This window comes from Actinophytocola sp. KF-1, assembly GCF_054661535.1.
This window is the reverse complement of the sequence record NZ_BAAFVK010000005.1, coordinates 593715-618043: the sequence shown is the minus strand read 5'-3', so window position 1 is coordinate 618043 and position 24329 is coordinate 593715. Positions and strand designations below refer to the sequence as shown.

18 protein-coding genes are annotated in these 24329 nt (G+C 71.6%); 9 read left to right on the top strand and 9 right to left on the bottom strand.

All coding sequences use genetic code 11. The features are described 5' to 3' along the window. Positions 1 to 723: 723 nt before the first annotated feature. The 4 genes from ACYQ77_RS18650 to ACYQ77_RS18635 are packed head-to-tail and all read right to left on the bottom strand — an operon-like array spanning position 724 to position 4134. Positions 724 to 1173, bottom strand: a complete 450-nt coding sequence (locus tag ACYQ77_RS18650) for an SRPBCC family protein (RefSeq protein ID WP_459712950.1) — start codon at positions 1171 to 1173, stop codon at positions 724 to 726. After that, positions 1170 to 1946 (bottom strand): SDR family oxidoreductase, encoded by a 777-nt coding sequence (locus ACYQ77_RS18645; RefSeq protein ID WP_459712949.1) that lies wholly within the window; start codon positions 1944 to 1946, stop codon positions 1170 to 1172. The genes ACYQ77_RS18650 and ACYQ77_RS18645 overlap by 4 nt, the downstream gene beginning before the upstream one ends. Then, positions 1943 to 3070: a sulfotransferase family protein gene (locus tag ACYQ77_RS18640; RefSeq protein WP_459712947.1), complete on the bottom strand. Its 1128-nt coding sequence runs from the start codon at positions 3068 to 3070 to the stop codon at positions 1943 to 1945. The genes ACYQ77_RS18645 and ACYQ77_RS18640 overlap by 4 nt, the downstream gene beginning before the upstream one ends. Then, on the bottom strand, positions 3067 to 4134 hold the full coding sequence (locus tag ACYQ77_RS18635; RefSeq protein ID WP_459712946.1) for a DUF1214 domain-containing protein: 1068 nt from the start codon (positions 4132 to 4134) through the stop codon (positions 3067 to 3069). The genes ACYQ77_RS18640 and ACYQ77_RS18635 overlap by 4 nt, the downstream gene beginning before the upstream one ends. Positions 4135 to 4221: 87 nt before the next feature. Here ACYQ77_RS18635 and ACYQ77_RS18630 point away from each other — a divergent pair, with 87 nt between their 5' ends. Further along, positions 4222 to 5343 carry an acyltransferase family protein gene (locus ACYQ77_RS18630; protein ID WP_459712944.1) on the top strand — a complete coding sequence of 374 codons (1122 nt, stop codon included), beginning with the start codon at positions 4222 to 4224 and terminating at the stop codon, positions 5341 to 5343. On the opposite strand, the gene ACYQ77_RS18625 is transcribed toward ACYQ77_RS18630, so the two are convergent. Beyond that, positions 5344 to 6105: a phosphotransferase gene (locus tag ACYQ77_RS18625; RefSeq protein WP_459712942.1), complete on the bottom strand. Its 762-nt coding sequence runs from the start codon at positions 6103 to 6105 to the stop codon at positions 5344 to 5346. Between the two features lie 87 nt (positions 6106 to 6192). On the opposite strand from ACYQ77_RS18625, the gene ACYQ77_RS18620 reads away from it, so the two are divergent. Further along, positions 6193 to 7185 (top strand): hypothetical protein, encoded by a 993-nt coding sequence (locus tag ACYQ77_RS18620; RefSeq protein WP_459712940.1) that lies wholly within the window; start codon positions 6193 to 6195, stop codon positions 7183 to 7185. A gap of 2 nt (positions 7186 to 7187) precedes the next feature. On the opposite strand, the gene ACYQ77_RS18615 is transcribed toward ACYQ77_RS18620, so the two are convergent. The 3 genes from ACYQ77_RS18615 to ACYQ77_RS18605 all read right to left on the bottom strand — a co-directional run bounded on the left by ACYQ77_RS18615 (position 7188) and on the right by ACYQ77_RS18605 (position 9554). After that, positions 7188 to 8225, bottom strand: coding sequence for an SPFH domain-containing protein (locus ACYQ77_RS18615; protein WP_459712938.1), 1038 nt, complete (start codon positions 8223 to 8225; stop codon positions 7188 to 7190). A 2-nt stretch (positions 8226 to 8227) separates the two neighbouring features. Continuing rightward, a complete protein-coding gene (locus ACYQ77_RS18610; protein ID WP_459712936.1) occupies positions 8228 to 8659 on the bottom strand; it encodes an NfeD family protein in 432 nt (143 codons plus the stop codon). 76 nt (positions 8660 to 8735) lie between these two features. After that, positions 8736 to 9554 (bottom strand): hypothetical protein, encoded by an 819-nt coding sequence (locus ACYQ77_RS18605; RefSeq protein WP_459712935.1) that lies wholly within the window; start codon positions 9552 to 9554, stop codon positions 8736 to 8738. A gap of 106 nt (positions 9555 to 9660) precedes the next feature. Between ACYQ77_RS18605 and ACYQ77_RS18600 the strand changes: the two genes are divergently transcribed. Continuing rightward, positions 9661 to 10914, top strand: a complete 1254-nt coding sequence (locus ACYQ77_RS18600) for a cation:proton antiporter (RefSeq protein WP_459712933.1) — start codon at positions 9661 to 9663, stop codon at positions 10912 to 10914. 90 nt (positions 10915 to 11004) lie between these two features. Here ACYQ77_RS18600 and ACYQ77_RS18595 read toward each other — a convergent pair whose 3' ends face one another. After that, the gene (locus tag ACYQ77_RS18595) at positions 11005 to 12216 is read right to left on the bottom strand and encodes an ROK family transcriptional regulator (RefSeq protein WP_459712931.1); all 1212 of its coding nucleotides are present in this window, start codon (positions 12214 to 12216) and stop codon (positions 11005 to 11007) included. Between the two features lie 108 nt (positions 12217 to 12324). On the opposite strand from ACYQ77_RS18595, the gene ACYQ77_RS18590 reads away from it, so the two are divergent. From ACYQ77_RS18590 to ACYQ77_RS18565, 6 genes are all read left to right on the top strand, one after another. Further along, entirely contained in the window at positions 12325 to 13824 is a 1500-nt protein-coding gene (locus tag ACYQ77_RS18590; protein ID WP_459712929.1) for a sugar ABC transporter ATP-binding protein, read from the top strand. Next, complete coding sequence (locus ACYQ77_RS18585; protein WP_459712926.1) at positions 13821 to 14885, top strand: ABC transporter permease; 1065 nt, start codon at positions 13821 to 13823, stop codon at positions 14883 to 14885. Before ACYQ77_RS18590 ends, ACYQ77_RS18585 begins: the two co-directional genes overlap by 4 nt. Beyond that, positions 14882 to 15886, top strand: coding sequence for an ABC transporter permease (locus ACYQ77_RS18580; protein ID WP_459712924.1), 1005 nt, complete (start codon positions 14882 to 14884; stop codon positions 15884 to 15886). Before ACYQ77_RS18585 ends, ACYQ77_RS18580 begins: the two co-directional genes overlap by 4 nt. Before the next feature lie 12 nt (positions 15887 to 15898). After that, positions 15899 to 17101: a substrate-binding domain-containing protein gene (locus tag ACYQ77_RS18575; protein WP_459712923.1), complete on the top strand. Its 1203-nt coding sequence runs from the start codon at positions 15899 to 15901 to the stop codon at positions 17099 to 17101. An 11-nt stretch (positions 17102 to 17112) separates the two neighbouring features. Further along, positions 17113 to 17967: a sugar phosphate isomerase/epimerase family protein gene (locus tag ACYQ77_RS18570; protein WP_459712921.1), complete on the top strand. Its 855-nt coding sequence runs from the start codon at positions 17113 to 17115 to the stop codon at positions 17965 to 17967. A gap of 83 nt (positions 17968 to 18050) precedes the next feature. Further along, the gene (locus ACYQ77_RS18565; RefSeq protein ID WP_459712919.1) at positions 18051 to 24053 is read left to right on the top strand and encodes a ThuA domain-containing protein; all 6003 of its coding nucleotides are present in this window, start codon (positions 18051 to 18053) and stop codon (positions 24051 to 24053) included. Positions 24054 to 24329: the final 276 nt, after the last annotated feature.

Sequence of the window (24329 nt, the reverse complement as noted above, 5' to 3'; positions counted from 1 at the left end):
CGCTATCCGCGCCCTCAAACGCCACCTCTCCGACGTCATCTACCGGGCATTGAAAGCCGACCACCAGCACCAACACCACCATGCTGCCGCGGCTTGACATAGAAGCTTCTTCGGCGTCCGGCTTCGCCGGATTGCTGCGCAACCCTTGACCCGCGAGCCTCCGCCACCCTAAGCCAGGCCCTCACGGGCAGGCTGACGCCTGCCCGCCTCTCTGCCCGCCGCCACCACCGAACCAATACCGGGGGTATCCCGTTCGTTCGGCTTCTCCACGGGATAGGTGTTGGCGCCTACGGCTTCGCCGCCCTCCACTCGGCCGGGCTTCGGCGCCTTCGGCGCAGGGCGGCTTTGCCGCCGTTCGCTCGGGTGGGGTTTGGCGCCTTTCGGCGCCGGGTGGCTTTGCCGCCGTTCGCTCGGGTGGGTGTTGGCGCCTTCGGTGCCGGGCGGCTTTGCCGCCGTTCGCTCGGGTGGGTGTTGGCGCCTTCGGCGCCGGGCGGCTTTGCCGCCGTTCGCTCGGGTGGGGTTTGGCGCCTTTCGGCGCCGGGTGGCTTTGCCGCCGTTCGCTCGGGTGGGGTTTGGCGCCTTCGGTGCCGGGTGGCTTTGCCGCCGTTCGCTCGGGTGGGTGTTGGCGCCTTCGGCGCCGGGCGGCTTCGCCGCCCTCCGATCGGCCGGACGGCTTCGCCGCCGTTGTCACGGGGTGGCTTCCCCAAGTGAGGAACGGGTCCTTCAGTGCGGTAGCGCTTCCACCCGGGCCTTGAGGGCTTCGGCTACCGCGTCGAAGCCTGCCTTCACCCAGTCGCCCGTCAGCTCCATGACCTTGTCCGCGTACGTGCCGCTGATCGTGTCCGTGGTGTGGTAGGTGCAGCGGTCCGCGGTGACCGGGGTGATCCACTGGTCGCGCACCGCGAAGATGCCCGGCATCTCCGCGGCCGTGTCGTAGCGCAGGTGGTGTGGTGGGTCCACCACGCGCACCCACTCGCGGTTGACGAACGTTCCTGCCGAGCCGTCCGGGTTCGGCAGTGTCAGGTCGATCGGGCCGCCGATCTCCAGTGTGCTCTCCACCGCGATCGTGTACGGGTTCCACTGTGGATAGTGTGCGAAGTCGGTCAGTACGGCCCACACGGCCGTCGCTGGTGCGGCGATCTCCACCGTCACCGAGGTGATGACGTGGCTCACGACGGCATGTGCTCCCCGCCGTTCACGTCCAGCACCGCGCCCGTCACCTCGGATGCCAGGCTGGACAACAGGAACAGGACCGCTCCCGCGCACGCCTCGTCCGGCGGGATCCGGCCCAGGGGGTTGCGTGCCGCGATCTCGTCGTACACGTCCTGTTCCGTCACGCCGCGTTGTCGCGCTGTCATCGTCAGGTAGAAGCGGACGCCCGGACCGTCCAGCCAGCCCAGCACCGCCTGGTTGACGCGGATCCCCCTGTCACCCAGTTCCAGGGCCAGGTACTGCGACGCGCACCCCATGGCCGCCTTCGCCACCGCGTAGCCGCCTTCGCCGCGCATGGGTTTGCGGGTGGACATCGTGCCCACGTTGACGATCGAGCCGCCGTCCCTCATGTGGGGGACCGCCGCGCGGGTCATGGCCAGTGCGCCGTGCAGGATGATGTCCACCGACCGGCGCAGCTGCTTGTCCGGGGTGGCCAGCAGGTCGTGGAAACCCGGGTGCGAGTACGCCGAGTTCACCAGGCCCGTCACCCGGCCGAACCGCTCCACCGCGGTGCCGACCACCCGCGCCACGTCCTCGGGCTTCCGCACGTCGCACGGCACCGCAACGGCCTCGCCGCCCGCCTCCGCGACCTCCTTCGACACCTGGTCCATCACCTGCGCCGACCGGGCCGCCATCACGACCTTCGCGCCCTCCGCCGCCGCGCGGGCCGCGAGTTTCGCGCCCAGCCCCGCGCCCACGCCCGACACGATGACGACCTCGCCGTCGAGGATCATGTTCCCACCTCCTCGTAGAACGCGAAGTCCCGTGCCAGCCCGTCCTCGGTCAGCCCGAAGTCCACCGGCGTGTACGTGTGCTTCCCGTGCCGCTGCGCGCGGTTGCGCGCCACGTACGCCGCGAACGCCCCGGGGTCGACCGGCAACCCCAACTCCGCCGTCACCCGCACCGCCTCCGCGACCGGGTCGGCCACCACGTCCGCGAACCGCACGTCCACGAACCGGTCCGGGGTCTCCCGCCGCACCTCGGTGAACTCCCGCAGCGTCCGCGCGAACCTCGCCGACCAGTACCGGCCGATCTCCACCGGGTCCACCTCGTCGCTGTACTGGCCGGTCATCGACACGACCATCGACGCGTACGACGGCACCGCCGACACCGGCGAGCGGTGTGTCATGACGATCCGGCAGCCGGGGAACTCCGCGAGCACCGTGCGCACGGCGGTGAGGTGGTGCGGCGACTTCAGCACCCACGGCAGACCCCTGCGTGCCGGGTTCTGCCACTGCAGCACCTGCAGCCACTCGCGCAACTCCCGGTACGCGGGCGCCTGGTCGAACCCGCGCAACCACGTCCCGTACGACGGCACCCGGTAGAACGAATCGAAGCTCATCGACGTGAACGTGCGGTCGAGCAGGATCACGTCCTCCTCCGGCCCGTCCCACTCGATCGTGTGGATGTCGCCGAAATCGGGTGACATCCGCAGGAACAGCTCCGCGCGTTCCCGTGCTCGCTGCTTCCGCTGCGCGGCGTCCCGGCCCTCGCCGGGGAACGGCAGCGGGTACGACGTCTCCCACGACAGCGTCGACGTCACGTGCCGCGACGCGGCGAGGAGCCGGTGCAGCAGCGTCGACCCCGTGCGCGGCAGCCCGCAGATCTCGGCGGCGACCGTCACCTGCTCGTCGCGCACCTCGGGGTGGTCCCGCTGCAACTGCCGCAGCCGCAGCCGGTCCGCCAGCAGCGCGACGAGGCGGCGGTGGGTGAGGGTGTGCCCCAGCTCCGACAGGCGGGCTTCCTCGTTCAGCGCGCTGACCAGCACCGACAGCGGTTCGGTGAACCACTCGTCGCCGAAGTCGGTGAGGCCGGTCTTGTCCCGCGCCGAGGCGAGCAGGTCGTCGACAGCGATCATGCTTCCTCCAGGTCGACCACCCGGCACTCGGGGATCGGGTGGTGGTCGGCGCCCAGCCAGCGCAGCAGCGCGGTGCCGCTCGAGTGGCCGCACGTGTCGATCCAGTTGCCCCAGCCGGGATCGCGCGGCGCGACGACGATCGTGAGGCGGCCGTCGTCGAGGGTGGCGGTGTGCTTGTTGACGGTGATCCGCCGGTCGTGGTCCAGCGACTCCATCCACCAGTTGCCCAGCTGGAAGTTCCAGTACGGGCAGTCGGGGACGGCCGTCTCGATCACCCACGCCTGGCCGGGTTCGAGCGTCCAGTAGCCGTGCAGGTAGAAGATCTCCGGGTCGCCGCCCGCCCGCTGGAACATCTCCTGGCCGAAGTCCGGCAGCTCGTTCGGGCGCGTCATGAACAGCTCGGTCCAGCCCGCGAACGTGGCCGCCGTGCCGTGCACGGAGAGTGCCGCCCGGCGGAGTGCCTTCGCCAGGAAATCGGGTGACAGGTCACCCGGCCGGGCGGGGCCGCCGACGCGTTCGATCCGCCACCGGCCCGGCTCCTCGGTCGTGCGGTCCAGGTAGGTCTGGCGGACCACGAGCCCGGTCGAGTCGGGCGCCAGCGGTAACCAGTTCTTGTCGTGCGGGGTGGCGCTCGCGATGATCTCCACGGTGCCGTCGGGCTCGACGACGAGGTCGGCGCCGGACAGCTCGCCGGTGGAGGCCATCGTGCCGTCCTTGGCGTACCGGTTGGCTTTCGAGCCGATCGAGAAGTAGGCGATCGTGCCGCGGGTGCCGGTGATCCGGTACGTCCGGTCGCCGCGGATGTTCGCCGACAGGTACACGTTGTCCGGGTTGTCGGCGCCGATCTTCACGCGGTCGAGCTCGTGCAGGCGCGGGAAGTCCGGGTCCGCGTTCTCGACGGTGGCGTACAGCATCTCGCGCACCAGGCGGGTCAGGTACCGGTAGCCCTCCGCGCGGTCGAGCGGGGTGGCGGGTGCCTTCTCGCGCAGCACGACCTCGCCCGCCCGTGCCAGCGCGCGGCAGAAGTCGGTCCACGCCTGCCCGGAGAGGACCTCGTCGGCCATGCGCACCTCCGTGGATATAGAACACGTTCTACCAGAGGTGGCTGTTTCGGACAATGTTCAGAATGACGGCTGTCCTAGGCTGGCACCATGACCGGGCACCGGGTGTCGCAGGTGGACAACCTGCGCACGTTGATGGTGGCGTGGGTGATCGGCGCGCACGCCCTGATGGGCTACGCGGCCGTGGGTGGCTGGGCGTACGACGAGGTCAACGAGACCACGTTCACCCCGGGGTTCGAGCTCGTGCTGACGGTGCTGATCGGCCCGTCCGGCCTGTTCGTGATCGGCGCGTTCTTCTTCGTGTCCGGCCTGTTCACGCCGCCGTCGGCGGAACGGAAGGGCCGCCGCGCGTTCGCGGTGGACCGCCTCGTGCGGCTCGGCCTGCCGTGGGCGGTGTCGGCGCTGGTGGTGTGGCCGCTGTCGGTGTGGCTCGCGTACCGGGCGGCGGGCCGCGACGGCACGCCGTGGGGGCTGATCTTCCAGCGCTCGCCGGTGTTCGACTCCGGCGCGCTGTGGTTCGCGCTGGTGCTGCTCGTCTACTCGCTCGGGTACGCGCTGGTACCGCTGCGCCTCGGCGCCCCGAACGGCTACCACCTGGTGCTGGCGGCGGCCGGTATCGCCGCGGGCAGCTTCGTGACCAGGCTGGTGTTCCCGGCACGCAGCGGGCAGCCGGGCGACCTGCACCTGTGGCAGTGGCCGCAGTGCCTCGGCATGTTCCTGCTCGGCATCGCGGCCGCGCGCTCGTCGTGGGCGCGGGCGCTGCCCGAGCGCGTCCACCGCCGCAGCGGCGTGGTCGCCGGCCTGACGCTCGTCCTGGTGCCGGTCGCCGGGCTGGCGCTGGGCGTCACGGAGGTGGCGTCGGGCGTCGACGAGTTCCTCGGCGGCTGGCACTGGCAGGCGGCCGTGACTGCGGCGGTCGAGGGCGTGCTCGTGGTCTTCGGGTCGGTGTGGCTGCTGGGTCTCGCGCAGCGGCGGTTCACGTGGTCCGGGTCGCTGGCCACCGCGTGCGCGCGCGGCGCGTTCCCGGCGTTCGTGCTGCAGGGCCCGGTGCTGCTCCTGCTCGCGATCGCGTTGCGCCCGCTGGCACTCCCGGCCGAGGCCAAGGCGCCGCTGCTGGTGGTCCTCGCCCTGGCGACGTGCTTCTGGCTCGGGACCCTGCTGACCGCACGCAGCGCCCGTCCCGCGCCGGTGGCCCGTCCCGCCGAGTCCTGATCAGAGCAGGGACGCGCGTTCGGCGCGCAGCCAGGCCTGCTCGGCCCTCATCTCGGTCGCGTCGCCGCGGGTGAGGAACGTTGCCCACGGCTCGTCGCCATGGGGGCCGAGCCGTTCGATGCGTGCGGCCTCGCGTGACTGCAGGACGTCCAGCGCGGTCAGGACCGCTGCCGGGGCCGTCCCGTACGCCGCGCACAGGGCCGTGAGGCGGCTCTTCAGCGCGCCGGGCTCGATCTGTGCCCGGCGCTGCTGGTCGACGGGCCGCAGTGGCACGGCGTACCAGGCGAGCTGGGCGAGGTCGTCGACGACGTGACCGGGGGCCGCGAAGTCCCAGTCGATGAAGCCGGCCAGCCGGTCGCCGTCCCAGATGGAGTTCCACGGGCCGAGGTCGCCGTGCCGGACGACCATGCCGGGCCGCCACTCCTCGACCTGGCCGCGCCACCGCGCGCCTGCCGGCGGGCGGAAGTCGCGGACGGCGTCGTGGTAGTCGCGCAGCCACGTTCCCAGTTCGACGATGCCATCGGTGGACCGCAGGATCGGCGGCCACGGCGAGAACGCGGGCTCGCCGTGCAGCAGCGACAGCACCTCGTCGGTGCCGTCCGTGCCGAGGACGCGTGGTGCGCGGGTGAAGCCGGCCGACTCCAGGTGCGCCAGCAGGGCGTGCACCGCGGGCGTCCACTCGCCGACGGGCCTGTGGATCGTGTCGCCGATCCGGCGCACGGTGGTCACGCTGCCCTTGTCGGTGGCGCCGTCCTCGATCACCCGGGCAGCGTAGGTCAGCGCGGCCGGGGGCGCGGATGTGGCAGGATCGGCGTGTCCGAAAGGTGTCATCTGGGGGGATGTGGACGCATGGCGGGCTTGGCGCGCGCAACGCTGCTGGTGGCCGCGATCGCGGTGCTCGGAGGGTGCACCGGCGGCACGGCCGGGACGGCGGACGGAGTGCTCGGCGACCTCGCCACGATCGACCCGTGCAGCCTCACCGATCCCGGCGTGTTCGCCGGGTTCGGCGCCGCCGAGTTCGGGCCGCCGGAGTCGCTGGGCTACTGCACGGTCGTCGTGACACCGGGCGCCTCGGGCGCGGACTCCTTCCGGCGCCAGGCGGCCGAGGAGGTCACCATCATGGTCGGCGACGTGCTCCGGCCGTCCGACGACATCCCGTTCCTGCCGACCGACAAGCTCGAGGACGTCGGCGACGGGATGCACACCACCCGGCCGAAGGACGTCGACGTCTCCTGCCGGCAGACACTGGTGTTCGCCGAGGACGACCTCGCGCTCAGCGTCCGCAGCCGCATGAGCCCGACCGCGGCACCGGCCCCCACCTGCGACATGGTCGCCGCGGGCATGGCCAAGCTCGTCGAGGTGGTCACGGCCGGACGGGTCGGCCACCGCGCACCGGCGCCGGACTCGCTGGTGTCGCTCGACCCGTGCGACCTCGTCGCCGACGAGACGGTCACCGCGTTGCCGGGCTTCGCCGGGGCGCGGCGTGTGGCGAGCCTCGACCGTCACCAGTGCGTCTGGCGCGATCCGGCCGACGCGAGCGCACCGCGTGCCAAGGTGACCTTCGGCGTCGACGGACCACCCGAGTCCCGGCACACGCCCGGTGTCGACGTCGGCCCCGTCGCGGACAGGCCGATGGTCGTCACCCGTTTCGGCCGCACCTGCACCGTCGAGACGCGGCACATCCCGTTCGAGGACGCCGGGGGCGCGCCCGGTTTCGTCGAGTCGGTGGCGGTGGACGTCGAGACACCAGGCGGGTTCGACGAGTCCGCCGCCGACGACGAGGTCTGCGCGGGAGCGCGTGCGGTCGCCGAGGCCCTGTGGCCCCGGCTGCCCCGCGCCTGACCTCAGCCTTGCCGGTCCGAGTTGCTCGTCGTGGGTGGGACGGGCTGTGCGTCCGCCGCGTCCGCGACGGCCTCCGCGGCCGCCGACGCGGCGCGGGCGGCGTCGGCCGCGGCCTCCTCGACCACCTCGGCCGTCTGTTCCGCCCGCGTGGCAGGCGACTTCGGCAACGCCTCCGTGAACGCCTTCGACACCCCCGACAACGCCGACGTGACCTCGCTCGGGATCACGAAGAACGTGTTGTTGGGCCCCTGCGCGAGCTGCGGCAGCGTCTGGAGGTACTGGTACGCCAGCAACTTCGGGTCCGGGTCGTTGCGGTGCACCGCCTGGAACACGGCCTCGATCGCCTTCGCCTCGCCCTCCGCCTTGAGGATCCTGGCGGTGCGGTTGCCTTCCGCGCGCAGGACCGCCGCCTGCTTGTCGCCTTCCGCGGTCAGGATCTGGGACTGCCGCTGACCTTCCGCGCCGAGGATCGCCGCGCGCTTGTCGCGTTCGGCGCGCATCTGCTTCTCCATGGCGTCCTTGATGGTCTTCGGCGGGTCGATCGCCTTGATCTCCACGCGGTTCACGCGGATGCCCCACCGGCCGGTCGCGTCGTCGAGCACGCCGCGGAGCTGGCTGTTGATCGTGTCCCGGGACGTGAGCGTCTTCTCCAGGTCCATCGAGCCGACCACGTTCCGCAGCGTCGTGACCGTCAGCTGTTCGACCGCCTGCAGGTAACTCGCGATCTCGTACGCGGCCGCGCGCGGGTCGGTGATCTGGAAGTACAGCACCGTGTCGATCTCGACCACCAGGTTGTCCTCGGTGATCACCGGCTGCGGGCGGAACGACACCACCTGCTCGCGGAGGTCCAGTGCGGGGTACACGCGGTCGACGAACGGGATCACGAAGTTCAGGCCCGGTGTGAGCGTGCGGCTGTACCTGCCGAGGCGCTCCACGTTGCGCGCCCTGGCCTGCGGCACGATCCGGACCGCGCGGAACACGGTGAACACCACCAGCAGGACCACCAGGATGGTCACGACCAGTGCGGCGGAGATGTCCATGTTCACTCCATGGGGTAGACGTAGGCCGTGGTGCCGCTGATGCGCATCACGTTGACCGCCGCGCCTTCGGGGATGACGGTGACGTCGTCGAAGGTCCGCGCCGACCACTCCTCGCCGTCGATGCGGACGAGGCCGTCGCGGTCGCTCACCTCGCGGAGCACGAAGGCGCGCTTGCCGACGAGCGCGTCGACACCGAACCGTTCCAGCTGCGGCCGGCTCATGTGCCGCAACGCGATCGGCCGCACCAGGAGCACCCCGAGCGTCGCGGCGGCCGCGAACGCGACGAGCTGGAACACGAGCGGCAAACCGAGCGCGGCGATCACCGCGGGCACCGCGGCGGCGGCGCCGAGCACGCCGAGCGCGGCGGTGAGGGTGAAGATCTCCGCGACGCCGAACACCACCGCGACGACCAGCCAGATCAGCCACAGCTCCATGCGGCCTCCCAGTGCGCGGCGGACATTACCTGCCGACCAGACTTCCCGGCGCACCTGTCACCCACAGTAGCACCGGCTAGCCGGACAGGGTGGCGCCTTCGGGTACGTCGTCGGCGGCGACGGTGAACGTGGTCAGGTAGTGCTCCGGCACCTCGCAGGTCACCACCACCTCGGGGTCGACGGGTTCCGCCGTGACGTGGTCGGGTCCGAGCACGAGGACCACGTCGTCCACCTGGCAGCCCTCGACCACGAACGCGAACGCCCGCTCGCCCTCCCGCACCGGCATGCCCAGCGCCTCGGTCACCTCGGCGGCGTGACCGGGGCGGGCGGCGAGCACCCCGGCCCGCAGCGCGCCGAGCGCGGCGGTGCCGAACTCGGCGGGCGGCACGGGGTCGAACCGCCCGGTGCCCAGCGGCACGACGTCGACGAGCGTGCCGGGACCGGCCGGGTCGAGCAGCGGTTCGCCGTTGACGGTGCGGACGCCCTCGACCGCGCCGGCGGGCACCGCGAGGTACGCGGCCGCGCCGATGTGCCGCACGCACTCCGCCCGGTCCACGCCGCCGACGAACAGGAACCGCAGGTCGTCGCCCGCGCGGGACACCTCGACGCCCTCCGGCACGCGGCAGCCCGTGTTGCCGGTGACCGCGAGGTAGGCGGAACCGGGCGGGGCCTCGCCGGTGACCTCGTCGAAGTCCGCGCCGTCCGCGCCCCGGCCGTACCAGGAGGCGAACGCGGTGAGGTCGATGGGCCCGTCGCTCAGCGCGGCGAACCGCCCCGGCGCCCAGCCGTCCGCGTCCATCGCGAGCACCGTCACCTCGACCGGCTGCTCGCGATCACCCCGCGGTGCGGCGGGCGCCGCGCACCCCGCAAGCACGCACAGCACGACCAGGCCCATGGCTTTCATGCGAGGTCGGACGGGGCGTGGTGCGCGCGGGTTCCGTTTGCGCTGATCGGCACCGGGTACGACTGGCGGGGCGCTGATCAGTTTTGTGGAGGGGCACGTGGCGGACACCGCATCGGTCGTCTACGTGGCGGCCGGCGCGGCGACGCTCGCCGCCGCGCTGCTCCCGCGGCTGCTCGGCCGTGCCCCGGTGTCGATGCCGATGGTGTTCCTGGCGGTGGGGGCGTGCGCGTTCGCCGTGTTCGGGCCGCTGCCCGCGCCCGACCCGCGCGAGCACGGGGCGGTCACCCTCCACCTGGCCGAGCTGTGCGTGATCATCTCGCTGATGGGCGCCGGGCTGGCGCTCGGCAGACCCGTCGGCCTGCGGCGGTGGGGGACGACGTGGCGGCTGCTGGGGATCACGATGCCGCTCACCATCGTGGCGGTCGCCGTCCTCGGGTGGGCCGTCCTCGGCCTCGGCGCCGCGGCCGCGCTGCTGATCGCCGCCGCCGTCGCGCCCACCGACCCGGTGCTGGCGACCGAGGTGCAGGTCGCGGAGCCGACGGAGGACCCGGAGGGCGACGAGGACGAGGTGCGGTTCTCGCTCACCTCGGAGGCGGGCCTCAACGACGGCCTCGCGTTCCCGTTCACCTACGCGGCGGTCGCGGTCAGCGTCGCCGGCCTCGCCCCGGGCGGCTGGCTCGGGCACTGGCTGGCGGTCGACGTGGCGTGGCGCCTGGCCGCGGGGGTACTCGTCGGGCTGGCCGCGGGGTGGTTGCTGCGCAAGCTGTTCTTCGCGGCGCCGTCGGAACGGTTCCGGCTCGCCGAGCACGCGGAGGGGTTCGTCGCGCTGGCGGCCACGTTCCTCGCGTACGGGGCCGCGGAGGTGGTCGAGGGGTACGGCTTCGTCGCGGTGTTCGTGTGCGCACTGACGATCCGGGCAGGCGAGCGGTCGCACGGGTACCACCGCGTGCTGCACCAGTACGTGGAACAGGTCGAGCGGATGCTGACCGTGGTGGTGATCTTCCTGCTGGGCGGGGCGGCGGCGACGGGGTTGCTCGCCGGGACGTCGTGGCGGGAGGTGCTGGTCGCCGTGCTCGTGCTGGTGGTCGTGCGCCCGCTGGCGAGCGTGGCCGCGCTGGCGGGGAGTTCCGCGGGCCCCCGCGAACGGGCGGCGATCGCGGTGTTCGGGGTGCGCGGCGTGGGGTCGGTGTTCTACGTGGCCTACGGGCTGCAGGCGGGCGACTTCGCGGCCGCGGACCAGGTGTGGCGGGTGGTCGCCCTGGTGATCATCGGCTCGATCGTGCTGCACGGCATCAGCGCGACGCCGGTGATGCGGCGACTGGACCGCATCCGCGACGGCGGGGTCGCGTGACGCGGTGCGGTTCCTTTCGGGACGGCTGGCCTCGGGGATGGCAGGCAGCCACGGACACCAGTCCTTGCCAAACCGGCCCCGTGCCGGGAGCTAGCGAACCTGGCCCTCGCTGAAGATGTGGGTTTCCACCTGTGCCGGGGAGAGGGCGTGGTCGATGACCATGACGGCCGCGCCGATGATGCCTGCCCGGTCGCCCGTGCGGGACTGCACGATGCGCAGGTCCTGCGTCGCCAGGGGCAGGGAGCGGCGGTAGACGACCTCGCGGACGCCCGCGATCAGGTGCTCGCCCGCCTGTGACAGCGACCCGCCGATGACGATGATCGACGGGTTGAACAGGCTGACCGCCGCCGCGAGGACCTCGCCGATGTCGCGGCCCGCCTGCCGGACCAGGTGCAGTGCCTCGACCGAGCCGCCCCGGGCGAGGGCCACCACGTCCTGGCTGGACTTCGCGGGCAGGCCCTGCTCGGTGAGCCTGGCCGCGATCGCCGCGCCGCTCGCCACCGCCTCCAGGCAACCGGTGTTGCCGCACCGGCACACGATGTCCGCGCCGTGCGGCAGCTGCAGGTGCCCCATGTCGCCCGCCGCGCCCTGGGCGCCGCGGTGCAGGCGGCCGTGGCTGATCAGGCCGCTGCCGATGCCGGTCGCGACCTTCACGAACATCATGTGCTCCGCGGCCGGCCACTGCGTGAAGTGCTCGCCCAGCGCCATGATGTTCACGTCGTTGTCGACCAGCGCCACGACGCCGAGGTGCTCGGTCAGGTAACCCTGCACGTCGAAGTTGTCCCAGCCCGGCATGATCGGCGGGTTCACCGGCCTGCCCGACGAGTGCTCGACCGGCCCCGGGAGGCCGATCCCGACGCCCAGCAGGTCCTTCCGCGTCCTGCCGATCTCGGCGAGCAGGTCGTGCGACCTGGCGACCACCCATTCGAGGACGGGTTCCGGCCCCAGCGCCACGTCGAGGTCGTCGCGGTGTTCGGCGCAGATCGCGCCCGCCAGGTCGGTGATCGCCATGCGGGCGTGCGTCGCGCCGATGTCCGCGGACAGGACCACGCGCGCCGCCGGGTTGAACGCGAACTGGGTCGGCGGGCGGCCACCCGTCGACGTGGCCTCGCCGACCGGCACCACGAAGTTCGCGCCGAGCAGCGCCTCCACCCGTTGCGTGATCGTCGAGCGGGCGAGCCCGGTGATGGCCGCCAGCTCGGAGCGGGTGCGTGGTCTGCCGTCCCGCATGAGCCGCAGCAGTGCGCCAGCGCCCCCGGCGACACCGTCCGCGACGCCGTTCGTGACCGGGCCTTCCACCATCTGTCCAGTGAAACACACCATAGTTCCGTTGGCCTCCGAAACATACCTTGGCAACGGAATCGCAACTTTTGATTGTTAAGCGTCAAAAGTCGGGTTAGGTTCACCGGCATGGCAGTGGCGCCGCTCACAGAGACCGTGTTGCGGATGCGAGGCATCCAGAAGTCGTTCCTCGGCGTGCGGGTGCTCCACGGCGTCGACCTGGAGCTGCGTGCGGGCGAGGTGCACGCGCTCATGGGGGAGAACGGCGCGGGCAAGTCCACGTTGATGAAGGTCCTCGCCGGGGTCTACCAGGCAGAAGAGGGCACGATCGAGCTCGACGGACGTGAGGTCTCCTTCACCCACCCGCTGCAGGCGCAGCAGGCCGGCGTGTCCACCGTGTTCCAGGAGTTCAACCTGCTGCCGGAGCGCACGGTCGCGGAGAACGTGTTCCTCGGCCGCGAACCGCGCAGGCGCGGGATGGTCGACGCGGACCGCATGAACGCCGACACCCGGGCCCTGCTCGACGACCTCGGCCTGTCCTCGATCAGCCCGCAGCGGCCGGTCCGGACGCTGTCGGTCGCCGGGCAGCAGATCGTCGAGATCGTGAAGGCGCTGTCCTACGACGCGCGGATCATCTCCATGGACGAGCCGACCGCCGCGCTCGCGGACGAGGAGGTCGAGCTGCTGTACGGGCTCGTCCGCACGCTGCGGGAGCGCGGGGTGGCGATCCTGTACGTCTCCCACCGGCTCAAGGAGATCTTCGACCTCTCCGACCGGGTCACCGTGCTCAAGGACGGCGCACTCGTGGACACCGTGCCGACCGGGGACATCACGCCCGACGAGCTGGTCCGCAAGATGGTCGGCCGCCCCATCACGAGCTTCTTCCCGGAGAAGGCGCCCGGCACCGAGATCGGCGACGTCCGGCTGCGGATCGCCGGGGGCGGCAACGAACAGCTCGACGGCATCGACCTCGAGGTGCGGGCCGGCGAGATCGTCGCGCTGGCCGGGTTGCAGGGCAGCGGCCGCACGGAGATCGCGCACGCGTTGTTCGGCGTCGCCAGGTTCACCCGCGGTGTGGTCGAGGTGGACGGCAAACCCGTCTCGCCGCGGTCGGCCAGGCAGGCGGTGCGGGCCGGGCTCGCGCTGGTGACCGAGGACCGCAAGGCCGAGGGCCTGGCGCTCAACCAGTCGGTGGCGGCGAACGCGCGGCTGGTGCTGGACGCGGTGCTGCCGCGGCAGTCCGCCCGTCGCGCGAAGCGGGTGCCCGGGATCCTGTCGTCGCTGGAACTCGTGTCGCGCGGCGCCGACCAGGAGGTCCGGTTCCTCTCCGGTGGCAACCAGCAGAAGGTCGTGCTGGCCAAGTGGCTCGCGACCGACCCGGCCGTGATGGTGCTCGACGAACCAACGCGCGGCATCGACGTCGGCGCGAAGCAGAAGGTGTACCAGCTGATGCGCGAGCTGTCCGCGCGCGGCGTCGCGATCCTGATGATCTCGTCGGAACTGCAGGAGGTCATCGGCATGGCCGACCGGGTCGTGGTGCTGCGGGACGGCCGGATCGCGGGCGAGCTGCCCGCGGGCGCGGACGAGGAGGCGGTCATGCGGGTCGCGACGGGCCAGGTGCCGGCATGACCACTGTGGACAGACAACGGCTCCGGCGGCTGGGCAGCACGGAACTGGTGTACGTGGCGCTGCTCGGCGTGCTGGTGGTCGGCGCGGTGCTGGTGGCCGTCGACGGCAGCAACCTGTTCGGCACGGCCAACCTCGTCGACATGCTGACCCGGTCGAGCCTGCTGGGCTTCGTCGCGCTGGGGCAGACGTTCGTGATCCTGTGCGGGTCGCTGGACCTCTCGGTCGGCTACGTCATGGCCCTCTGCAGCCTGATCGGCGCGACGACCATGGCGGGCGACCCCGCGAAGGTGCCGCTGGGCATCGCGGCCGCGCTCGTGGTGGCGGCGGGGATCGGGCTGCTGAACGGGCTGATCGTGTCGGTGCTGAAGGTGAACCCGTTCATCGCGACCCTCGGCGTCGGCCTGATCGTCAAGGGCTACCTGGACACCAACTACAAGGGCCCGGCGGGTGCGGTGCCCGCGTCGTTCCAGCAGTTCGGGTACAGCCGGATCGGGTTCCTGCCGGTGTCGACCGCGGTGATGCTCGTGGCGGTGGTGCTGGGGATCCTGTACCTGCGCCGCAGCCGCACCGGCTACCACATGTTCGCGGTCGGCGGCAGCCAGGAGGTGGCGCGCCTGTCGGGCATCCGGACCGGCCGCGTCGTGGTGACCGCGCACGTGCTGTGCGCGGTGGCCGCGGGGGTCGCGGGCCTGCTGATCGCGGCGCGGTTCGGCACGGGCAGCGCGCTGGTCTACGGCTCCGGCTACGACCTGGACTCGATCGCGGCGGTCGTGCTCGGCGGGACGCTGCTGATGGGTGGCCGGGGCAGCATCGCGGGCACGCTCGGCGGCGTCCTGATCCTGGCGGTGCTCGACACGGTGTTCAACCTCCTCGAGGTCGACCCGTTCTTCAAGGACGTGCTCCGCGGCGTGGTCATCATCGCGGCGGTCGCCATCTACGCGCGGCGCCAGATCGACCGGCGGGCGAGCAGACCCAGGTTCGGCCCGGACGGGAACGGCGGCCCGCCACGGGATCCGGTCCCGGACGAACCGGTGCCCGCGGGACAGGGGGTGGACCGATGACGACCACCGCTCCCCGGAAGCCGAAGCCGGGTGTCGCCGTGGCGGCGCGGCTCTTCGGTGGCGGCAGTGCCACCGTGTTCGCGCTGCTGGTGCTCGTCTTCGTGGTGATCCTGTTCCTCAACCCGAGCTTCTTCGAGCCGCCGTCGCTGATGGCGTTCGCGAAGAAGGCGGCGCCGCTCGTCGTGCTGGCGGTCGGCCAGTACATCGTGATCGTGTGCGGGGAGCTGGACCTGTCCGTCGGCTCGCTGGTCGGCGCGCAGGTCGTGATCGCCGCCGCGGTGATCGACGGGCGGGAGGGCATGACCCTGCCCGTGCTGCTGCTCATGGTCGCGTTCGGTGTCCTGGTCGGGCTCGTCAACGGGCTCGTGGTCACCGTCCTCAAGGTGCACTCGCTGATCGCGACCCTGGGCATGATGCTCGTCCTCTACGGCGCGATCCGCCTCTGGACGGGTGGCGCGCCGACCGGTGCGCTGTCCGACGGCTTCCGGGAGGTCGGCCGCGGGGGGATCGACATGCCGGTGCTGCGGCAGCTGCCGTGGGCGTTGCTGGTGGCCGTCGCGGTGGTGGTCGTCGTGGCGGTGATGATGCGGAAACCCTTCGGCCGCACGCTGATCGCGGCCGGGGACAACGAGAAGGCGGCGGCGTTCGCCGGTGTCCGCGTGTGGTGGGTGCGCACGATCGCGTTCGTGCTGTCGAGCGTGCTGGCCACGCTCGCGGGGGTGCTCATCGGCGGGTACGCGGGCGTCACCGCACAGGTCGGCGAGGGCCTGGAGTTCACCGCGATCACCGCGGTGGTCCTCGGCGGCGTGGTGCTCGGCGGCGGCCGCGGCACCGTACTGGCCGCGATGGGCGGCGCACTGACCCTCGAAGCACTGTTCACCCTGTTCACCCAGCTGGGCCTGCCGTCGACCATCCGGCCGACGTGCCAGGGCCTGATCATCATCGCGGCCGTCGCGTGGGCCGCACGGGAGCGGCGCAAGCCGTTCGTTCCCCAGTCCTAGAAGGAGACACCGATGCGGAGAACGCGTGCCATCGTCGCCGGACTAGCCGCCGCGGCGCTCACGCTCACCGCCTGCACCACCGACTCCCCGACCGAGCAGGCGCCCGGCGGCGGCGGTGAGACGGAGCAGGAGCAGTCCTCGGACGGCGAGTGGTTCGTGCAGGCCGAGTACGACAAGCAGCTCGCCCAGCGCGACAAGGAACCGACGGGGCCCGCCGACCAGCCGTGGCTGCAGGCGATCGAACCGGAGATGGTCGACACCGCGAAGTACAAGCAGGACGGCAAGACGCTGTGCTTCTCCAACGCGTCGGTGTCCAACCCGTGGCGCGTCACCGGCTGGATCACCATGCAGCAGCAGGTGGACGTGCTCAAGAAGGCGGGCGAGATCAGCGACTTCCGCGTCTCCGACGCCGCCGACGACGACAACCAGCAGATCTCCGACATCCAGGCGTTCGTGGACGCCGGTGACTGCAACGCGATCATCATCTCGCCGTCCACCACCGCGACCCTCACCCCGGCCGTCGAGGCCGCGTGCGAGAGCGGCGTGCCGGTGATCGTGTTCGACCGCGGGGTGAACACCGACTGCATGGTCACGTTCATCCACCCGATCGGCGGCTACGCCTACGGCGCGGACGCGGCGGAGTTCCTCGTGGACAAGCTGGAGCCGGGCTCGAAGGTGCTCGCGCTGCGGATCCTGCCCGGAGTGGACGTGCTCGAGCACCGCTGGGCCGCCGCGCAGAAGATCTTCGGCGACAGCGACCTCGAGGTGCTCGGCGACGAGTTCACCGGCGGCGACGGCGCGAAGATCAAGGACATCGTCACCCAGTACCTGCAGCGCGGGGACGTCGATGGCATCTGGATGGACGCCGGTGACGGCGCCGTCGCGGCCGTCGAGGCGTTCGAGGACGCGGGCAAGGACTACCCGGTGATGGCGGGCGAGGACGAGCTGTCGTTCATGCGCAAGTGGAAGGACACCGGCATGACCGCGATCGCGCCGGTCTACTCGAACTTCCAGTGGCGCACGCCGATCCTGGCCGCGGTCAAGATCTGGAAGGGCGAGCAGGTGCCGAAGGAGTGGGTGCTGCCGCAGGAGCCGATCACCGACGCCGACCGCGACGACTTCCTCGAGCGCAACAAGGACATGCCGGCCCTGCACTACGCCAAGTTCGGCGGTGAGGACCTGCCCGGCTTCCCGAACGCGTGGAAAGATCGCTGAGGACCGCCTCGATGACCAAGCACGCCCTCGGCGTCAACACGTGGGTGTGGACGTCCCCGCTCACCGACGCCGCGCTGGCTGACCTGGCACCGAGGATCTCGGCCTGGGGGTTCGACGTGGTCGAGCTCCCGGTCGAGAACCCCGGTGACTGGGACCCGGCGCGCGCCAAGGCGCTCCTCGACGACCTCGGGCTCGCCGCCTCGGTCGTGCTGGTGATGGGTGAGGGGCGGGAGCTGGTGGCGGCCGACGCCACCACCGTGCTGTCCACCCAGGACTACCTCCGCCACGTGGTCGACGTGGCGGCGGTGGTCGGCGCGCCGGCCGTCTCGGGTCCCGCGTACGCGTCGGTCGGCCGCACCTGGCGGATGTCCGGCGAGGAACGGCGGACCCGGTACGCGGAGCTGCGCGACGGGCTCGCCCCGGTCGCCGAGCACGCGGCCGCGGCGGGTGTGCGGATCGGCGTGGAACCGTTGAACCGCTACGAGACCAGCCTGGTCAACACGGTCGACCAGGCGCTCGCCGCGCTCGACGGCCTGCCGGACACGGTCGGGATCGCGCTCGACATCTACCACATGAACATCGAGGAGACCGACGTCGCGGCGGCGGTCCGCCGGGCGGGGCCGCGGCTGGTGCACGTCCAGGTGTGCGCCAACGACCGCGGCGCGCCCGGGGCGGACCACCTGGACTGGCAGGGTTTCCTCGCCGCGCTCGACGACGTGGGCTACCGGGGGCCGCTCGTGATCGAGTCGTTCACGGCGGAGAACGCGACCATCGCGACCGCCGCGTCGGTGTGGCGCCCGCTGGCCCGCACGCAGGACGCGATCGCGACCGACGGCCTGGCGTTCCTGAGGAAGGTGATGCCCTAGGCAGGATCTCCCCGACGGCGCCGGCACGCCGCGCGGGTCATGACACGTCGAACACGTCTCTCAGTGGAGAGGGCACCACGCTCATGAACCTACGCAGATCCATGGCCGTCGCCGTCGCGGGCGCCATGGCCATCTCCATGCTCGGCGCGGCGCCCGCCGCCGCCCACCCGGGCGAGCACGGCGACGCACACGTGCTGATCTTCACCAAGACCACCCAGTTCCGCCACACGGAGGCCATCGAGCAGGGCGTGCCCGTGCTCACGCAGGCCTTCGCGGACGCGGGCATCACCTCCGAGCACACCGAGGACTCCTCGGTGTTCAACGACGAGTCGCTGTCGCACTTCGACGCGCTCGTCATGTTCCAGGCCTCCGGCGACCCGTGGAACGCCGAGGAGAAGGCCGCCTTGGAACGTTACATGCAGGGCGGCGGCGGCATCGTCGCGATCCACAACGCGACCGACATGCGCGGCAACTACGCGTGGTGGGACACCATGATCGGCGCGCTCATGCCCGGTCACGCCGCCACCGGCACCAGCCCCGGCCTCCCCGGCACCGTCCGGGTGGAGGACCGCACGCACCCGTCGACCAAGCACCTGCCGCTGCGCTGGAACCGCGCCGACGAGTGGTACAACTTCTCGGCGAACGTCCGCGGCGAGGCCCACGTGCTGGCCACCATGGACGAGTCGACCTACGAGCCGGGCTCCAACGGGATGGGGTACGACCACCCGATCTCGTGGTGCAAACCGTACGACGGCGGCCGCGCGTGGATGACCGGCATGGGCCACTTCGGCGCGCACTACACGCAGGAAACCGGGCTGGTGCAACACATCCTGGGCGGCGTGAAGTGGGCGGCTGGCCTGGAGGCGGGTGACTGCGGCGGCACCGTGTGGGACCAGTTCGAACGCGTCCCGCTGGACCAGAACACCAGCGCCCCGTACGCGATCGACGTCGCACCCGATGGAAGGGTGTTCTTCACCGAGCTGGTCCGCGGCCAGATCCGCGTGTATGACCCGGAAGCGCGGACCACGTCGACCGCGATCACCATCCCGGTGTACTCCGGTGGTGAGGACGGCCTGCTCGGCATCGCGCTCGACCCGGCCTTCGCCGACAACGGCTGGCTGTACGTCTACTACTCGCCCGCGAGCGGCGACGACACGAACCCGGCGAACTTCGTCAACCGGTTGTCCCGCTTCACGGTCGGCGCCGGTTCGCAGATCGACCCGGCGTCGGAGAAGGTCCTCCTCGAGGTGCCCGCGCGGCGCCTGCCCGACGAGCCCGGTCACACCGGCGGCGGTCTGGACTTCGGTCCCGACGGCACGCTGTACCTGGGTGTCGGCGACGACGTGAACCCGCACTCCGAACCGTCCGGCGGCTACGCGCCGCTGTCCGAACGGGACGGCACGTTCCACGACGCGCGCGCCACCTCCGCCAACACCAACGACCTGCGCGGCAAGGTGCTGCGGATCAAGCCGGAGGCGGACGGCACGTACACCATCCCGGCGGGCAACATGTTCCCGCCGGGCACGGAGAAGACCCGGCCCGAGATCTACGCGATGGGCTTCCGCAACCCGTTCCGGTTCGCGATCGACCCGAAGACCGGCGCGCTCGGCGTGGCCGACTACGCACCGGACAACGGCGCCGACAACCTCGCCAACCGCGGGCCGGCGGGCATCGTGGAGTGGAACCTCATCACCGAGCCCGGCTTCTACGGCTGGCCGCTGTGCATGGGCGACAACGAGCCGTTCCGGGACGTCGACTACCGGACCAACCCGGTGACGGTCGGCGCGTTCTTCGACTGCGCCAACCCGGTGAACGACTCGATCCGCAACACGGGCCTGGTGAACCTGCCGCCCGCCAAGCCCGCGCAGATGTGGTACGGCTACCAGCGGTCGTCCGTGCCGGAGGTCATCCCGGCGGGCGGCGGCCTCGCGCCGATGGGCGGCCCGTTCTACGACTACGATCCCGACCTCCAGTCGGACACCAAGTTCCCGTCCTCCTACGACGGCAAGGCGTTCTTCTACGAGTGGTCGCGGAACAAGATGTACTCGATCATCCCGACCGCGGACGGCACGGGTGTCGAGAAGGTCAACCCGTTCCTGCCGGACACGCAGTTCCTCGCGCCGATCGACTCGAAGTTCGGGACCGACGGCTCGATGTACGTGCTCGACTGGGGCGGCGGCTTCGGCCGCGACAACCCGAACTCGGGGCTGTACCGGATCGACTACGTGTCCGGTTCCCGGTCCCCGACGGCGAAGGCGACCGCGACACCGGACTCCGGGCACGCGCCGCTGGCCGTGACGTTCGACGGCGAGTCGAGCACGGACCCGGAGAACGAGGCGCTCACGTACGCGTGGGACTTCACCGGCGACGGCACGACCGACTCGACCGAGGCGTCCCCGTCGTTCACCTACACGGAGAACGGCGTGTACAGCGCCCGGCTCACGGTCACGGACCCGGCGGGCAAGACCGGCACCACCACGGTGCCGATCACGGTCGGCAACACCAGACCGGAGGTGGGGTTCACCCTGCCGCCGACCGGGTCGTTCTTCGACTTCGGGGACGAGATCAGCTGGGACCTCGACGTCACCGACGCCGAGGACACCACGATCGACGACGCGGACGTGGTGATCCAGCCCGCGCTCGGCCACGACGAGCACGCCCACCCCGGTGAGCCGCTGCACGGCAGGACGGGTTCGGTCGTGACGTCGCTCGGCGGCGGCCACGGCGAGGGCATGAACGTCTTCTACGCGATCGACGGCCGCTACACCGACGCCGGCGGCGCGGGCGGCATCCCGGCGCTCACCGGGTCGGACACCACGCTGCTGTTCCCGAAGCAGCGGGAGGCGGAGTTCTTCGACCGGTCCGAGCGGGTCACGGTCGGCCCGTCGCGGGACATCGAGGGCCACGGCGACGCGATCACCGGCCAGAACGGCGCGTGGGCGGCCTACGACCCGGTCAACCTGCGTGACGTGGACGCGCTGGTGGTGCGGGCGTCGGCGAACGCGGCGGGCACGGTCGAGCTGCGCCGCGGCGCACCGGACGGTCCGCTGCTCGGCACCGCACCGGTGCCGGCGACCGGCCCGACGTCCTATGTGGACGTCCCGGTGGCGGTCGACGACCCCGGCGAGTCGTTCACGCTGTACGCGGTGTTCCCGGGTGCGGGCGAGCGGCGGGTCAACTTCATCGAGGCCGACGGCAAGGGCGCGTCACCGACGTCCAAGCCGAAGGTCGCGGTGACGTCGCCGACCCCGGAGGCCGACCTGGAGCCGGGCGCGATCACGGTCCGCGCGTCGGCGACCGACGCGGAGAACACGATCACGAAGGTCGAGTTCTTCGTCGACGGCCAGTCGATCGGCGCCGCCACCTCGGCGCCGTACCAGGTCACGTGGAACGCCGACCGGGAGGCGCGGTACAAGCTGACCGCGGTCGCCACCAACGACAAGGGCGCGTCGACGACGTCCCGCATCGTCCAGGTGGAGGTCGGTGACCTGTACGGCGACTGGCAGACGTACAGCAACGTCACCGCCACGTTCGACCGGCCGGACACGGACACGTGGATCGTGAACGCGGGCGGCGCGAACATGTGGCAGGGCACCGACGAGTACGGCTCGGTGTACCTGCCGGGCGCGGCGGGCACCGAGTGGACCGCCACGGTGAAGATCGAGCGGCAGGGCAACTCGGCCGGCTCGGCGAAGGCCGGGATCATCGTCCGCAACGACGTCACCCGTCCCGGGGTGTCACCGGGGTACGCGATGCTGGCGATGCGGCCCTCCGGCGGGTTCGAGTGGCTGCGCGACACCGACGGCAACGGCCAGCTCGACGCGAGCACCGGCGCCGGCTCGACGTCGTACCCGGCGTGGGTGCGGCTGGTGCGCGACGGCAACTCGTACACGGCGTACTGGAGCAAGGACGGCGAGAACTTCACCGCCGTCGGCGACCCGGTCACGCTGGCGGGCGCCGGCTCGGTCCAGGACGTCGGCCTGGCGGTGACCGCGCACAACGCGGCCGCCACCAGCGAGGTCGAGTTCTCCGGCTGGACCCTTTCCGACGAGGCGTGGACCCCGGGCAGCGGCCCGGAGCCCGAGCCGGGGCCGACCTGCCTGGTGCGGGGCACGGACGCGTTCGACGGCGACTCGCTCGACCGCACCCGGTGGTCCACCGTCCGGAACGGACAGGACCTGCCGGTGCGGCTGGCGGACGGCAAGCTGGTGCTGCCCGTGACGAACGGCGACATCAACGAGGCGGCCGGGGGCCCGATCAGCTACGTGGGCCAGGCGGTGCGGCCGGGTGCGTGGACGGCGTCGACGACGGTGTCGCTCGCGCACACCCGCGAGTGGCAGCACGCCGGGATGCTGGTGCACGGCAGCGACGACGACTACGTCAAGCTGGCGTTCACCCGCAACAACTCCGGCGGCAGGCTGCTGGAGTTCCAGACGGAGGCCGACGGTTCCCGGACGTGGCACGCCAACGTCACGCTGCCCGCCGACTTCCCGGCCACGGTCCACTTGCGACTGGCCAGCGACGGCACCAGGCTCACCGCGGCGTACTCGGCCAACGGTGAGAACTGGACGGCACTGGCGGGTTCGGCGGCGCTGATCGAGAACGCGACGATCGGCCTGATGGCGGCGGGTGACACCGGTGCCCACAGCGTCGACGCCGTGTTCGACCACTTCACGGTCACGCCGGACACCGAGGACACGGGTGAACGCGACGCCGCCGACGAGTTCGACGGCACCGCGATCGACGGGTGCCGGTGGCGGAACGTGGTGCGCTACGACTCGTCGAAGGTGTCGGTGACCGGTGGTCAGCTGAAGATCCAGACCCAGCCGGGCGACATCAACGGCGCGGCCAACGAGGGCCCGCGCAACTTCGTCCTCCAGAAGGTCCCGGCCGGCGACTGGACGGTGGAGACGAAGGTGACGCCGTCGATGTTGCACCGCTGGCAGCTGGCGGGCCTGCTCGTGTACGGCGACGACGACAACTACGTGAAGTTCGACGTGGTCGCGCAGAACGCGAGCGGCACCGCGCCCGAGCTGCACGCGGAGCTGGTGAGCGAGAAGGGCGGCCAGTTCGGCAACGGCGGCAACCGCAACATCGACATCGCGAACACGTCCGAGAGCGGCTGGTTCTTCCTCCGGCTGACGAAGACCGGTACGACGTACGCGGCGGAGATCAGCGACGGCGGCGTCAACTGGACGTCACTGGGCAGCCCGGTGACGAACGACGCGGAACTCACGGCGGTGGGCCTGATGGCGATCGGCCCGCAGCAGACGGCCCCGGTCACGGTCGGGTTCGACTACTTCCGCGTGGGCACCCCGGACCGCACCGCCCCGGCGGTGACGGTCGAGACGTCGGAACCGGACGGCCAGAACGGCTGGCACCGCACCCCGGCCACGGTGACGGCGACGGCCACCGACGACCGGGCGGGCGAGGTCCAGGTGTCCTACCGGGCGGGCGACGGTGAGTGGATCCCGTACACGGCACCGGTGGTGCTGGCGACGGACGGAACCCACGCACTGCAGTTCCGCGCGACGGACGCCGCGGGCAACGTGTCACCGGTCGTCCCGGCGCTGGCGATGGTCGACAGGACGGCACCGGAGGTCTCGGTGACGGGCGTCGAGTCCGCGGGCAAGTACGACGTGGGCACGGCGCTGTCCCTGGCCACGGCGGCCGACGACCCGGCGTCGGGCGTCGCGTCGGTGCTGGTCGAACTGGACGGCAAGCGAGTCCAGACACCACTGCGGGTGACCCCGGTCGCGGGCGAGCACGAACTGCGCGTGGTGGCCGCCGACGAGGCAGGCAACGCGACGGAGGTGAAGGTCCCGTTCACGGTGACGGTCACGTGGGACACGGCGGCTGACCTGCTGGTCAGGTACCGGGCGGAGGGCAAGGTGGGGCTGGCGGCGTACGTGCAGCTGTACGTCCACCTGGCCACCGCGGAACACCTGGCACGAGCCGGCCTCGCCCGGCAGGCGGTGCAGGCACTGGACCGCTTCACCACGGTGGCGAACACGGTCCGGGACGTGGCGGTCCGGGAGCAGCTCGTCGCGATGGCCGCGGCACTGCGGGCACCACTGACCGTGTGACAGCCGGGGACCGGTGCCGGCCGGTCCCCACCCCGGTGCTGGAGCCCGTCGGGTGCTCCAGCACCGGGCCCCACCTCGGTGAAGGGGTCCTTCCTGGCGCTGGGCGCGAGGAAGGACCCCTTCATCAACGGGGAAGCCACTCCGTGGCAGGGCGGCGAAGCCGCCCTGCGCCGAAGGCGCTAAGCCCACCTGAGCGGAGGGCGGCGAAACCGTGCGGTGCGGAAAGGTGCCAAGACCCGCCCGGTGGTAAGGGCGGCGATGCCGCTCTGCGCCGAA